General features: G+C 71.9%; 13 protein-coding genes and 1 pseudogene. 8 read left to right on the forward strand and 6 right to left on the reverse strand.

Going from position 1 to position 12,546, the window contains the following annotated elements; translation table 11 throughout:
* Positions 1-79 precede the first annotated feature (79 nt).
* The 3 genes and pseudogenes from J0695_RS20740 to J0695_RS20750 all read right to left on the reverse strand — a co-directional run.
* Positions 80-1,204: pseudogene (locus J0695_RS20740) on the reverse strand (sensor histidine kinase); the annotation flags it as partial.
* On the reverse strand, positions 1,201-2,238 hold the full coding sequence (locus J0695_RS20745) for a rod shape-determining protein (protein ID WP_206963613.1): 1,038 nt from the start codon (positions 2,236-2,238) through the stop codon (positions 1,201-1,203). The pseudogene J0695_RS20740 and the gene J0695_RS20745, both read right to left, overlap by 4 nt.
* Before the next feature lie 153 nt (positions 2,239-2,391).
* The gene (locus tag J0695_RS20750) at positions 2,392-2,976 is read right to left on the reverse strand and encodes a hypothetical protein (RefSeq protein WP_206963614.1); all 585 of its coding nucleotides are present in this window, start codon (positions 2,974-2,976) and stop codon (positions 2,392-2,394) included.
* A gap of 112 nt (positions 2,977-3,088) precedes the next feature.
* Between J0695_RS20750 and J0695_RS20755 the strand changes: the two genes are divergently transcribed.
* The 5 genes from J0695_RS20755 (at position 3,089) to J0695_RS20775 (ending at position 7,179) form a co-directional block, all read left to right on the forward strand.
* The gene (locus J0695_RS20755) at positions 3,089-3,775 is read left to right on the forward strand and encodes an SCO2400 family protein (RefSeq protein WP_206963615.1); all 687 of its coding nucleotides are present in this window, start codon (positions 3,089-3,091) and stop codon (positions 3,773-3,775) included.
* Positions 3,776-3,880: 105 nt separating this feature from the next.
* Positions 3,881-4,900 carry an NADP-dependent oxidoreductase gene (locus tag J0695_RS20760; RefSeq protein ID WP_206963616.1) on the forward strand — a complete coding sequence of 340 codons (1,020 nt, stop codon included), beginning with the start codon at positions 3,881-3,883 and terminating at the stop codon, positions 4,898-4,900.
* 69 nt (positions 4,901-4,969) lie between these two features.
* Positions 4,970-5,398, forward strand: coding sequence for an organic hydroperoxide resistance protein (locus J0695_RS20765; RefSeq protein WP_206963617.1), 429 nt, complete (start codon positions 4,970-4,972; stop codon positions 5,396-5,398).
* Between the two features lie 171 nt (positions 5,399-5,569).
* The gene (locus tag J0695_RS20770) at positions 5,570-6,340 is read left to right on the forward strand and encodes an IclR family transcriptional regulator (protein ID WP_206963618.1); all 771 of its coding nucleotides are present in this window, start codon (positions 5,570-5,572) and stop codon (positions 6,338-6,340) included.
* Positions 6,337-7,179 (forward strand): SMP-30/gluconolactonase/LRE family protein, encoded by an 843-nt coding sequence (locus J0695_RS20775; protein ID WP_307798706.1) that lies wholly within the window; start codon positions 6,337-6,339, stop codon positions 7,177-7,179. The genes J0695_RS20770 and J0695_RS20775 overlap by 4 nt, the downstream gene beginning before the upstream one ends.
* On the opposite strand, the gene J0695_RS20780 is transcribed toward J0695_RS20775, so the two are convergent.
* A complete protein-coding gene (locus J0695_RS20780) occupies positions 7,158-8,123 on the reverse strand; it encodes an NAD-dependent epimerase/dehydratase family protein (protein ID WP_206963619.1) in 966 nt (321 codons plus the stop codon). The two genes, J0695_RS20775 and J0695_RS20780, sit on opposite strands and share 22 nt — an antisense overlap.
* 129 nt (positions 8,124-8,252) lie before the next feature.
* Here J0695_RS20780 and J0695_RS20785 point away from each other — a divergent pair, with 129 nt between their 5' ends.
* Entirely contained in the window at positions 8,253-8,966 is a 714-nt protein-coding gene (locus tag J0695_RS20785) for a TetR/AcrR family transcriptional regulator (protein WP_206963620.1), read from the forward strand.
* On the opposite strand, the gene J0695_RS20790 is transcribed toward J0695_RS20785, so the two are convergent.
* Positions 8,963-9,574 (reverse strand): helix-turn-helix domain-containing protein, encoded by a 612-nt coding sequence (locus tag J0695_RS20790; RefSeq protein WP_206963621.1) that lies wholly within the window; start codon positions 9,572-9,574, stop codon positions 8,963-8,965. The two genes, J0695_RS20785 and J0695_RS20790, sit on opposite strands and share 4 nt — an antisense overlap.
* A gap of 65 nt (positions 9,575-9,639) precedes the next feature.
* Here J0695_RS20790 and J0695_RS20795 point away from each other — a divergent pair, with 65 nt between their 5' ends.
* Positions 9,640-11,232: a bifunctional NAD(P)/FAD-dependent oxidoreductase/class I SAM-dependent methyltransferase gene (locus J0695_RS20795; protein ID WP_206963622.1), complete on the forward strand. Its 1,593-nt coding sequence runs from the start codon at positions 9,640-9,642 to the stop codon at positions 11,230-11,232.
* Positions 11,233-11,261: 29 nt separating this feature from the next.
* On the opposite strand, the gene J0695_RS20800 is transcribed toward J0695_RS20795, so the two are convergent.
* The gene (locus J0695_RS20800; protein WP_206963623.1) at positions 11,262-12,119 is read right to left on the reverse strand and encodes a substrate-binding domain-containing protein; all 858 of its coding nucleotides are present in this window, start codon (positions 12,117-12,119) and stop codon (positions 11,262-11,264) included.
* Between the two features lie 177 nt (positions 12,120-12,296).
* On the opposite strand from J0695_RS20800, the gene J0695_RS20805 reads away from it, so the two are divergent.
* A complete protein-coding gene (locus tag J0695_RS20805; RefSeq protein WP_206963624.1) occupies positions 12,297-12,485 on the forward strand; it encodes a hypothetical protein in 189 nt (62 codons plus the stop codon).
* Positions 12,486-12,546: the final 61 nt, after the last annotated feature.

The raw sequence follows: 12,546 nt of genomic DNA on the forward strand, positions 1-12,546 counted from the left end.
CCAGAATTTCGGACGGGTTACGGTATTTCGAACAAGGACCGGGTCAATTCATGCCGGATCAGGGTGAGTCGATCCTGTTCGGCGCATCCGGCGGCGGTTGCTGCAGCGTGACGATCGCCGTCCGCACCTCATGGATCGTGGCGTGCAGTTCGTCCACCGCCCGGTCGAGCAGCTCGATCATGTCGGGCGCGACGGTCCGCCGTTGCGTCGACTCCAGCATCATCCCGGTGGCGAACAGCCGTTGGACGACGAGGTCGTGCAGATCGCGGGCGATGCGGTCGCGGTCCTCGTACACCGCGAGCTGTTCCCGGTTGTGCTGCGCGTCCGCCATGACGAGCGCGAGCGCGGCCTGCGAGGCGAACTGCGAGGCGAGCAGCCGGTCCACGGCGGTGTACGGCCGCTCGCCGCGCCGCCGCGGCAGCGCGAGCGTGCCGATCAGCCGGCCGCCGCTCTGCAGCGGCAGCATCATGCTCGGGCCGAATCTGGCCCTGACCTGGGTGGTCATCCGGGGGTCCGTCGAGGAGTCCTCGATGAACACCGGCTCTCCGCCGAGGAGTTGGACCAGTACCGGCGATCCTGGGGCGATCGTCGTGCCGACCAGGTCACCCGGGTCGTCGAGCGTCGAGGCGGCGACGATCTCCATACCGCCCGCCGCGGTCGGCTGCAGGATCACACCCGCCGCCGCGTCGGCCAGGATCCTGGCCCGTTCGGCCACGGTCAGCAGGGCGTCGTCGGCGCTCCTGCCCGTGAGCAGGGCGGTGGTGACGGCCGCGGCGCCCTCGATCCAGCGCTCCCGCAGCCGGGCCGTCTCGTACAGCCGCGCATTGCCGATCGCGATGCCGGCCTGGGAGGCGAGGACCCGCAGCAGCGCTTCGTCGTCCTCGGTGAAGGACCCGCTCCTCTTTCCCGCGAGATGGAGCGTGCCGAACGCCTCCGTGTGGACGCGGATGGGGACCTGGACCAGGTCCTGCTCCCCATCCTCATCCCCCTCCGCCGGCGTCTCCGCGGCCTCGCCCGAGGTGAACAGTTCGGTGAGCCGGCCGGAATCGGGGTCGAGGACCCCGAGCGACCCGTACCGCGCCCCGGTGAGCTCGGTGGCGGAGTCCACCAGATGCTGCAGGGTGGAGTGCAGTTCGAGGTCGGTGCCGACGCTCAGCACCGCCTCCAGCAGCATCGGCAGCCGGGCGGGCTCCTCCTGCGTCATCCGACGAGCGGGTTGAGGACCATCGGCGCGATCTTGCCGTCGAGCATCGCCCCGAGTCCGAGCACCGCGCAGATGTCGGGCCGCTCCGCGATGTGCACCGGCATGCCCGTCGCATTGCGCAGCATCTGGTCGAGTCCGGGCAGCAGCGCGCTGCCACCGACCATCATGATCCCGCGGTCGGCCAGGTCGGCGACGAGATCGGGCGGGCAGTCGCGCAGCACCCGGCCGATGCCGTCGAGCACCGCGGTGAGCGGGGTGTGGATGGCGCTGCGTACGGCAGCCGTCTCGACCTGCACCGAGCGGGCCAGACCCGTCGCCACGTCGCGGCCGTGGATCTCGGTGGAGACCGGGCCCTGGAGGGTGAGCCCGTTGCCGCTGAGCGCCAGCTGCAGGGGGCGTACGGACTGGCTCGGCAGCATCAGTTCATGCTGGTGGCGAAGGTGCTCGATGACCGCGCGGTCGATGGCGTCGCCGCCGACAGGAACGCGCTGGGCGGTGACGATCGAGCCGAGCGAGAGCACGGCGATCTGGGTGGACGCGGCCCCGCACACCATGATCATGGTGGCGGTGGGCTGCTCGACGGGGAGCCCGCAGCCGACCGCGGCCGCGATGAGGGTGTCGACCAGTTCGACCCGGCTCGCGCCCAGGCCGACCAGGGTCTCGACGGCGGCGCGCTGGGCCAGCGGGTCGGCGTCGTGCGGGGTGCAGGCGGCGGCGCGCAGCCGCAGCTTGCGGCGGAGCCTGCGGCGCAGCGTGGTGCCCAGGAGCTGGCGCAGCATCCGCTGGGCCATCTCGATGTCGATGACGGTGCCGCCCGAGACGGGCCGCACCACCCGGATGTGGTCGGGCGTACGCCCGGTCATCTGCTCGGCGAAGGTGCCGACGGCGATGAGCGCGCCGGTACGGATGTTCACGGCGGCGACGCTCGGCTCGTCGACGACGAGCCCCATCCCCTTCACATAGACCCGGGTTCTGGCGGCCCCGAGGTCGACGGCTACATGGCAACGGCGCAACTGCTCAAGACTGACGGTCACGGCAGGTTCTCCCGAGAGCGCTGAGGTGGTGGAGCGGGTCTCCGGCGGGGGCCGGTCCTCTACGCATCGTGTGGGGGCCGCAAGCCGTGCGCGCGCTGGGATGCGCCGGAAGGGTGTGTTTCTGACGGATCACCAGAAAGCAAGCTTTTACGGTCACGTGTCGGGGAGTTGCACCTGCTGCAGCAGCCCCCACGTGAAGTCGGCGATATGCGGCCCCCCACCCGGTGGGGTAAAGGCGAGCCGCCACCGGGTCGGAGCGGTCCCCTCCATCGGCCGTACGGGGGCGAAAGCGCGGGCCACCTCGTCCACCGTGCACGACCAGGGGACCAGGTCGTCGGCCGTACGCAGCACGGGTCCAGGCGCCCCCGGCGCGCGCACCAGCCACTCGTTCCACACCGCGCCGCCGGGTGCGGTGAGCACCTCGAAGCGCAGGCCGGGCCAGAGGGGCACCGGCCAGAGCAGTGCCTCGCACTCCAGGTCGCCGATCTTCCGCCGTACGACGGCCTCCGGCGCCCCGAGCACCGAGCGGTAGCGCCGGGCGGCGCCGCGCGAGCGCGGCGAGCGGACCATCGCCTGCCAGCGGCGGTTGGACTCGCGCATCTCCGCGATCGAGACGCCCAGCTCGTGGCGGGCGTCCTCGACGAGGTCCGGCTGGTGGTCGGCCATCCGGCGCAGCAGGACGAGCTGGAAGTCGAGCGGGGTAAGAGGGCGGGCGGCGGCGGGCTGGTCGGGCGACATGCGTCCATCCTCCCCTGTCGTACCGACACGCTCCGGAACCAGAGATTCCACACAAGATCCTCACAGGACCCGCTCCCGCTGTTCGTGCCTGTGCGGATAGCGTTCGGGCGCCATGGACTACTGCTACTCGTGCCGGCGGCACCTCAACGGCGCGCTCGCCTGTGCGGGGTGCGGCACCCCCGCGGACCGGCTCAGCACGCCCGAGCCCGTCGGGTCCACGGTCTACGACATCACCGTCGACCCGGCCGACACCGAGGCCCGCCCCCGCGACCGGCACCGCTCCAGCCGCGCCAAGCCCCACGCCCGTGCGCGCGGCCGGTCCCGCAAGCGCCGCCGCGGACGCCGCACCCTGCTCCTCGTGGTGGCGGGCGTGATGCTGGCCGCCGCCGCGCTGAGCCTGGCCGAGCTGGGCACGGAGGGACCGCACGACACGTCCGCGGATGCGGTACGGGAGGACGCGCGGCCCACGGGGCAGCCGTCGGGCCCGGCGGCCTCGGGCAGCAGCGACCCGGCCCGGCCCTCGGGCGTACCGACCGCGCGCAATGCCGACGCGGAGTCCGCCGCTCCTTCCGCGTCCCGGAGCGGCACCCCGGGCGGACCCGCCCCTTCCGCGACCGCGACCGCCGCTCCCCCCGAAAACGCCCCGCCCTCCTCGCCTCCGGCCGGGAGCGAGAGCGGCAAGCCGACGGCACCCGCGACCGCACAGCCGACCGCATCGGCGCCGGCGCCGCAGCCGACCCCCACACCCACGCCGACACCCTCGCCGTCGGAGACCTGCCACTGGTTCTGGTTCTGCTAGCAGCTTTCGCCAACAGCGACGCGCCCCACACTTACTTGACAATCTCAAATATTGGGGAGCATGGTTGTTTGAGCATCTAAAGCTTTTCTAGGAGGTCGCTCACCCATGTCCGCACTCCCCACGGTCAGCCGCGAATGGCACCTCGTCCGACGCCCCAGCGGATGGCCCGTCCCCGAGGACTTCGCACTGCGTGAGGCCCCGGTGGCAGCGCCCGCCGAGGGCCGGATCCTGGTCCGCAACCTCTACTTCTCCGTCGACCCGTACATGCGCGGCCGCATGAACGACGTGAAGTCGTACACCCCTCCGTTCCAGCTGGACAAGCCGATGGACGGCGGCGCGGTCGGCGAGGTCATCGCCTCCGACGCCGACGGTTTCGCGGTCGGCGACCACGTCGTGCACGGTCTGGGCTGGCGCGAGATCGCCGACGTACCGGCCAAGCACGCGATCAAGGTCGACGCCTCGCTCGCCCCGCTCTCCGCCTACCTCGGGGTGCTCGGCATGACCGGCCTGACCGCCTACGCGGGCCTCTTCGACGTCGCATCCTTCAAGGAGGGCGACACCGTCTTCGTCTCCGGCGCCGCGGGTGCGGTCGGCAACCAGGTCGGCCAGATGGCCAGGCTCAAGGGAGCCGCCCGGGTCATCGGCTCGGCCGGCTCGGACGAGAAGGTCAAGTACCTCGTCGAGGAGCTCGGCTTCGACGCCGCCTTCAACTACAAGAACGGCCCCGTCGGCAAGCAGCTGCGCGAGGCGGCCCCCGACGGCATCGACGTGTACTTCGACAACGTCGGCGGCGACCACCTGGAGGCGGCCATCACCTCCTTCAACGTGGGCGGCCGGGCCACCATCTGCGGAATGATCGCGCAGTACAACGCCACGGAGCCGACCCCAGGACCGCGCAACATGGCGCTGATCATCGGCAAGCGGCTGCGACTGCAGGGCATGCTCGTCAACGACCACGCGGCACTCCAGCCGCAGTTCGTGAGCGAGGTCGCGGACTGGATCGGCTCCGGCGAGCTCAAGTACAACGAGACGGTCGTGGGCGGCGTCGAGAACGGCGTCGAGGCGTTCCTCGGTCTCCTGCGCGGCGAGAACACCGGCAAGATGCTCGTCTCGCTCAGCAAGTAAGCTCGGCCGCAGCCGTCGCGATCGTGGGCGCGAGTCGCGGCGTACCAGCAGAAAAGGAACCGTCTCACCATGGCTATCCAGAAGATCGACGTCGCGTACACCGCTGTCGCCACCGCCGAGAACGGCCGTGACGGCCGGGTCTCCTCCAGCGACGGCAAGCTCGACGTCGTCGTCAACCCGCCGAAGGAGATGGGCGGCAGCGGCGCGGGCACCAACCCGGAGCAGCTCTTCGCCGCCGGCTACAGCGCCTGCTTCCAGGGTGCGCTCGGCGTCGTCGCCCGTGCGGCGAAGGCCGACATCTCGGGCTCGACGGTCACGGCCGCGGTCTCCCTCGGCAAGACCGAGGCGGGCGGCTTCGGCCTGGAGGTCGCGATCACCGCGTCCATCCCGAACGTCGACGCGGCCACCGCCCAGGAGCTGATCGAGAAGGCGCACCAGGTGTGCCCGTACTCGAACGCCACCCGCGGCAACATCAAGGTCGAGCTCGCGGTCGCCTGACCCCGCTGGTCTTTTGACCCCGCTCTCCCGAGGGCCGCGCACCGCATTCCGCGGAGCGCGGCCCTTTGCCGTGTGCACAAGCATTGCCCCGCGAACTGCGCTATGGATAGCCTGTGTTCGTCATTCCGACCACTGGCCGGAGTTTCGAACAGATGGGGTGGGTGGACGACCATGGGACGACTGGTCCCTGCGGTGACAAGAGCGCTGGACATACTCGAGCTCTTCCTCGAAGGGGACGGGACGCTCTCCGCGCCCGATGTGACCCGCAAGCTGCAGCTCCCGCGCACCACCGTGCACGAACTGCTCACCACGCTCGCCGCCCGCGGCTATCTGGCCGCCATCCCCGAGCAGGCCGGCCGCTTCCGTCTCGGGGTGCGCACGTACCAGCTCGGCAGCAGGTACGCGGAGAAGCTCGACCTCGCCGCCGAGGGGCAGCAGGTCGCCCGCGAGGTCGCCGAGACCTGTGACGAGACCGTCCATGTCGCCATCCTGGAAGACACCGATGTCATCTACATCGCCAAGGTGGACTCCACACACGCGGTCCGGATGGTGTCGGCCGCGGGCCGCAGGCTGCCCGCGCACTGCACCTCGGTCGGCAAGATGCTGCTCGCCTCGCTCCCCGAGACCGAGCTGGAGACCCGGCTCGCGGGGCGCGACTTCGTCCCGATGACACCCAACAGCATTACGGATCCCGACGATCTGCGCATCGCCCTCGCGGACATCCGCGAGAGCGGGATCGCCGCCGAGCACCGCGAGTCGAACCCGGACGTGAGCTGTGTGGCGGCCCCGGTGCGGGACCGGACGGGACGGGTGGTGGCCGCGCTCTCCATCTCCGTACCGATGATCCGGTGGAACGAGGAGCGCGAGACGGAGCTGGCCGAGCTGGCGCTCAAGGGCGCCGGGGAGCTCTCGACCCGGCTGGGCCACCGGGGCAGCGCGTGAGCGCGGCCGAGGTGGCGGTGCGGGAGTTCGCCGAGCTCGGCGAGGGCCCGACCTGGGACGCGGCCGCTGACCGGCTGATCTGGGTCGACATCCTCTCCTCCCGGATCCACACGTACGCACCGGGAAGCGGCCGCCGTACGGTCATGACGGCCCCCCAGCACGTGGGCGCGGCCAAGCCCCGGGCGGGCGGCGGCCTGGTGGTGAACCTCCGTGACGGCATCGGGCTCTACGGACCCGACGGCGCCTTCGGCTGGCTCCACCGCGACCCCGTGCCGGGCCGCCGCGGCAATGACGCGGCCGTGGCGCCCGACGGTTCGCTGTGGGCGGGGACCATGCGCTACGACGAGGCGGCCGGGGGCGGGACGCTGGCGCGCTTCGCGGCGGACGGGACGGTGGCGCCGCAGCTCACGGTCGCCGTGTCCAACGGGACGGGGTGGAGCCCGGACGGCTCGCGGATGTACTACGTGGACAGCCCGACGCGCCGGGTGGATGTCTTCGACGCCGACGGCGAACGGATCTCGGGGCGGCGCGAGTTCGCATCGGTCGAGGCGGGTGCGGGCTTCCCCGACGGGCTGACCGTGGACGCGGAGGGCTGCGTCTGGGTCGCGCTGTGGGACGGGGCGCAGATCCGCCGCTACACCCCGGACGGCGTTCTGGACCGTACGATTCCGCTCCCGGTACGCCGCCCGACCGCCTGCGCCTTCGGCGGCCGGGACCTGCGCGACCTGTACATCACGACGGCCCGTGTGGGGCTTGACTCCCCGCACCCGCTGTCGGGCTCCCTGCTGGTGCTCCCGGACGCAGGCCAGGGGGTGCCTCAGCCGGCGTTCGCGGGCTGAGCGGCGAGCAGCGTCCGGTACCAGTCGATCGCCATGCCGATGGTGTCGGCCAGCGGGACGGGCCGGACGCCGAAGGCTTCCTCGAAGGCGGCGGAGTCCATGATCTGCGGCTCGGTGTGCTGGTAGAAGAGCTCGCCGTACGAGTCCATGAAGGCCTGGTCGAACGGGCCGAAGGCGCGCGGCGCGTCCAGCACGACGGTCCTGAGCGGCTGCCCGACCCGCTCCTCGATCATCCGGAAGACCTCGCGGGTGGTGACGGCAGGGGCGGTCGGCAGATGCCAGACGCGGCCGTCACCCTCCGGGTGCTCGCCCAGGGTGGCGAGGCCGGCCGCCACATCGAGGATGTTCGTATAGCTGTGCGGCAGGTCGATGTCACCCAGGGCACCGACGTCGGTGCCGGTCAGGGCGCCGGGGAAGACCGCCCCGCCGAGCGACGAGTTGATGACGCCGGGGCCGGTGAAGTCGGCCGAGCGCCCCAGGACGACCCTGGCCCGGCCCTCGCGGTGCGCGGCCAGATAGTTCTCGTCGAGCTCCGCACGCATCAGGCCCTTGCGGGTGGTGGCCCGCCACGGCGTCTCCTCGGTCATGACCTCGCCGTGCGTCTCGCCGTACGGGTAGAGCGTGTCGAGGACCACCAGCCGGGCGCCGGTGGCCTCCACCGCGCCCAGAATCGCCTGCTGGATGCCGGGCATCACGTCGATCTGGAGCTCGTAGGCGACATTCACGCAGTGATAGACGACGGCGGCTCCTTCTATCGCCGCCAGCGCCCCTTCGAGAGTGCCCACATCCCCCTTGCGTCGCTGAACGCCTTCGATGGTGTCACCCGCGCCCGACCGGTCGACGAGCCGGACGGGGTGGCCGCGGCGCGCCAGCTCCGTGGCGAGAGTGGTGCCTGCGGGGCCGGAGCCCAGGACGACGTGGAGTTCGGTCTCGGTGGCGGACATGGTGATCTCCCCATTGGTTGAGAGTTACGATCGCTCGCTTCTGTTAGACACCGTAACTCTTGCGATCGACGATCGCAATGAGGACGTCCTGTATCGTCTGCGTCGACCCCATCCGCACTGGAGGACGCCATGACAGCCGCACCGTCGAGCCCGCGGGCCCGCTACCGGGAGCAGACCCGTGCGGACATCAAGGAGATCGCCCTGCGCCAGCTGGCCGAGGGCGGGCCGGAGGCCGTGGCGCTCACCCGTATCGCCAAGGAAGTGGGCCTCTCGGGGCCCGCGCTCTACCGGTACTTCAGCAATCGCGACGATCTGCTCACCAGCCTCGTGCGGGATGCGTACGACGACGCCGCGACGGCGATCGGCCACGCCGCCGCCGACCTGCCCGACAGCCCCAGGGCGGCCCTGCATCTGCTGGCCGGCGCCTACCTCGGCTGGGCCTCGGCCGCACCCCACCGCTATCTGCTGATCCAGGGCAGCCCGCTGCCCGGTTACGCGGCCCCGCCGGACACGGTGGGGCGCGCCCGCGCCGTGCTCGGCCCCTTCGTGAAGATCTTCGCCTCGGGTGAACTCACCGATGCCGTAAGCCCGTTGGCCGCAGAGCTCACCGCCTGGGCCGCCCAGGACGAGGGGGTCGCCGCATGGCTGCGGGAGTACGCGGACCTGGCCCCCGACGACGCCCGCACGGGCATCGCGCTGGCCGGCACCATGCTCGTCTGGTCCCAGCTGCACGGCACGGTCAGCCTGGAGGTCTCGGGTCAGTACGCGGGGATGGGCCACCGGGCGGGCACCATGCTCACCAGCCAGATGGAGACGCTGGCCGACTCCTTCCGGCTGCGCTAGGACCCGTTCGCCGTCTGCGACGAGCCCTTGGGTCTGGCCCGCACGTGCATGCGCTCGCCCTGCCGGCCGAAGATGGAGAGGATCTCTGCCGGCTCGGGCCCCGCGCTGACGAAGACGTGCGGCGTACGCGTGTCGAACTCGGCGGCCTCACCGGCGGCGAGCACCACGTCGTGCTCGCCGAGGACCAGCCGCAGCCGCCCCTCCAGCACATACAGCCACTCGTACCCCTCGTGCGTCCGCTGCTCCGGCACCTCGCTCTCCTCCGGCCGTCCCGGCAGAACCATTTTGTAGGCCTGCAGTCCGCCGAGGTGGCGGGTGAGCGGCACAAAGGTCTTGCCGTACCGGGTGAAGGGCCGCGGATGGACGCGCGGATCACCGGTGGGCGGCGCGTCCACCAGCTCGTCCAGCGGTACGCCGTGCGCCTTGGCCAGCGGGAGCAGCAGCTCCAGGGTCGGCTTGCGCTGCCCCGACTCCAGCCGCGACAGGGTCGAGAGGGAGATCCCGGTGGCCTCGCCGAGCTGGGCCAGGGTGATCGCACGCTCCTTGCGCAGGGCGCGCAGCCGTGGGCCCACAGCGGTCAGTACGTTCGCGAGGTCGTCGTCTGCCATCCTTCCATTTGCCGCCCCGGCAAGAAACTTTGTCAAATGGCGGGCCGCGGGCGGACTCTCTCCGTATGACTTCACAGACAGAGCAGACGCAGTACGACGTCGTGGTCATCGGCGGCGGCGCCGCCGGCCTGAGCGGCGCCCTCGCCCTGGGCAGGGCCCGGCGTTCGGTCCTGGTGATCGACGCGGGGCAGCCGCGCAACGCCCCGGCCGCGCACGTCCACACGTACCTGACCCGCGAGGGCATGGCACCCGCGGAGCTGCTCGCCGAGGGCCGCAGGGAAGTGGCGTCCTACGGCGGGCAGTTCACGGCGGGGACGGTCACCTCGGCCGAGCACCTCCCCGGCGGCGGGTTCCACGTCTCCCTCGACGACGGCCGGTCGTACGCCGCGTCCCGTCTCCTGGTGACCACCGGGCTGACCGACGAGCTGCCCGAGGTGCCGGGGCTGGCCGGACGCTGGGGCCGCGAAGTGCTGCACTGCCCGTACTGCCACGGCTGGGAGGTCCGCGACCAGGCCATCGGCATCCTGGCCACCGGTCCCATCGCCTTCCACCTCGCGCAGCTCTGGCGCCAGTGGAGCAGCGACATCACTCTCTTCCTGCACACCGCGCCGACGCCGGACGACGAGGAGTACGAGCAGCTGGCGGCCCGGGGCATCACGGTCGTGGCCGGCGAAGTGACCGCTGTCGAGGTGGCGGACGACCGGCTCACGGGCGTGACGACGGCCGACGGCCGCACCGTCCCCGTCCAGGCTCTGGTCGTCACCCCGCGCTTCACCGCCCGCTCGGGCCTCCTGGCCGGTCTCGGCCTCAGGCCCACCGAGCTGGAGCGGGACGGCCAGGTCCTCGGCAGCTACATCGCCGCCGACCCGACAGGTGCGACCGAGGTCGCCGGCATCTGGGTCGCGGGGAACGTCACCAACCTCGTCGACCAGGTGATCGGCGCCGCGGGCGCCGGGGTGCGTGCGGGGGCCGCGATCAACGCCGACCTGATCGAGGAGGAGACCCGGCTGGCGGTCGACGCGCACCGCAGGGCCGTCGGGGGCGTGGCGTTCTGGGACGCCAGGTACGCGGAGAGCAACCGGATCTGGAGCGGCAACCCCAATGTGGCACTGGTCCAGGAGGTCGCCGGTCTTGAGCCCGGCCGCGCCCTCGACCTGGGCTGCGGGGAGGGCGCCGACGCGATCTGGCTGGCCCGGCAGGGCTGGCAGGTCACCGCCACCGACATCTCCGCCGTCGCTCTGGAGCGCGCGGTCGCCCACGCGAAGGAGTCGGCGGTCGCGGACCGCGTCGACTTCCAGCGGCACGATCTCACCGACTCCTTCCCCGAAGGCGTCTTCGATCTGGTCTCGGCCCAATTCCTGCACTCCATGGGCGAGTTCCCGCGCGAGGAGATCCTGCGCAGGGCCGCCGCGGCCGTGGCGCCCGGCGGCACGCTCCTGATCGAGGGCCACTCGGGCCTCCCCCACTGGGAGAAGGACCCGCACCCGGGCGTGCACCTCCCCACCCCCGACGAGGTCCTCGCCTCGCTCTCACTGCCCGAGGGCGCGTGGGAGGTACTGGTCAGCACGGAGCACGAGCGCATCCAGAACGACCCCGAGGGGACCCCGACCACCCGCACCGACAACACGCTCAAGCTCCGCCGCATCAAGGCGGGTTGAGACCGGGGACCCGCAGCATCACGCCGGTGTCACACCGCCGGCGCGCCCTCCAGCGCGCCGGCGACCGTGGTGAGGAACTCCGCGTGGGCCCACGCGGTGCACGGAGCCTCCGGATTCCACGCCACCACCCGGGCGCCGCGCGCGAACTCCACGTCGAGCGTCCCGGCATTGGACCGTACGTCACCGAGCACGACCTCCGGCCGCAGCCCGGCCGCCTCCGCCCAGCCCACGGTGGACCAGTTGACCCCGCCCTCCGCGGGCGGCTCCACCAGGTCCACCCCGCACGCGGTGAGCGCGCGCAACTCGGCCCAGGCGCCGGGCCTGGCCAGATGCACCTGCTCCGCCCCCGCGGACGAGAGCGCGAGCACCCGGGGCGCCCCGGCCATGGAGCTCACGGCCCGCAGCCGCTCCTCGACCGCGCCCAGGACCCGTACACCCTCAGGGTCGGGCTCGGCCCCGAGCGAGCGGGCGAGGGCGTCGAACCTCGCCCGGATCTCGCCGAGTTCATGGCTCTGCCCGACGTCGATCACGACCACCGGGACCTGTTCCTCCAACTGCTTGGCGACCCCGGGGTCCAACCCGTACACCTGCCCGCCGCCGTAGCTGACGGCCACCACCAGGTCGGGATCGCCGCGCAGGAGCGTCTCCACGTCGAGCGTGCCGCCCGCCCCGAGATACGGGGTCCCGGCCACCGGAAGCGCCCCGGCCTTCGCCCGGTCCAGGGTCGCCCCGTCGTGCAGCGACCCGAACACGCCCGCGCACGGCACCCCGTGGTCCCACAAGGTGGCTCCTGCCTGGATGTAGGCCACCACCGTGGACGGCCTTCGCGCGGCCGACGCCACCTGTCCGCGATCGTCGGAGAACTCCCAGCCCGTCTGCACCGTCACCGCACACTCCCCTGCTCGCCCACCCCGGACTCCGCACCTCGTACCTGCCCAGCACGCCGGGCGTGAACCGGGCGTGCGCTCGCACGAATGTGCGGCCGGTTCGGGGGAACTCGGCATTCAACGGTGCAGCCGCAGCCACAGGGCGCGGCCGGCCGTCACTCCTGAGGAGAAAGCCAGATGCTCGCATTCGTAGCGGCCGTGCTCTTCGCCATCGCGTTCATCCTTCATGTCACCGAGACGTCGACCGATCTGGTCTTCGCCCCGACGAGCCTGATGTTCCTCGGACTCGCCTTCCTCGCCCTGCACGTGGGCGGAGTCGGGACCGGATGGGCGGCCCGTGGCCGGGGTCGCAGCCGTCGGCGCTGAATACCACTCGGGCGCTGCTGTGCAGGGGGCCCCGCCGGAAGGCGGGGCCCCCTGCACAGCA

The organism is Streptomyces beijiangensis (genome assembly GCF_017315755.1).
GTDB classification, from domain to species: Bacteria; Actinomycetota; Actinomycetes; order Streptomycetales; family Streptomycetaceae; genus Streptomyces; species Streptomyces beijiangensis.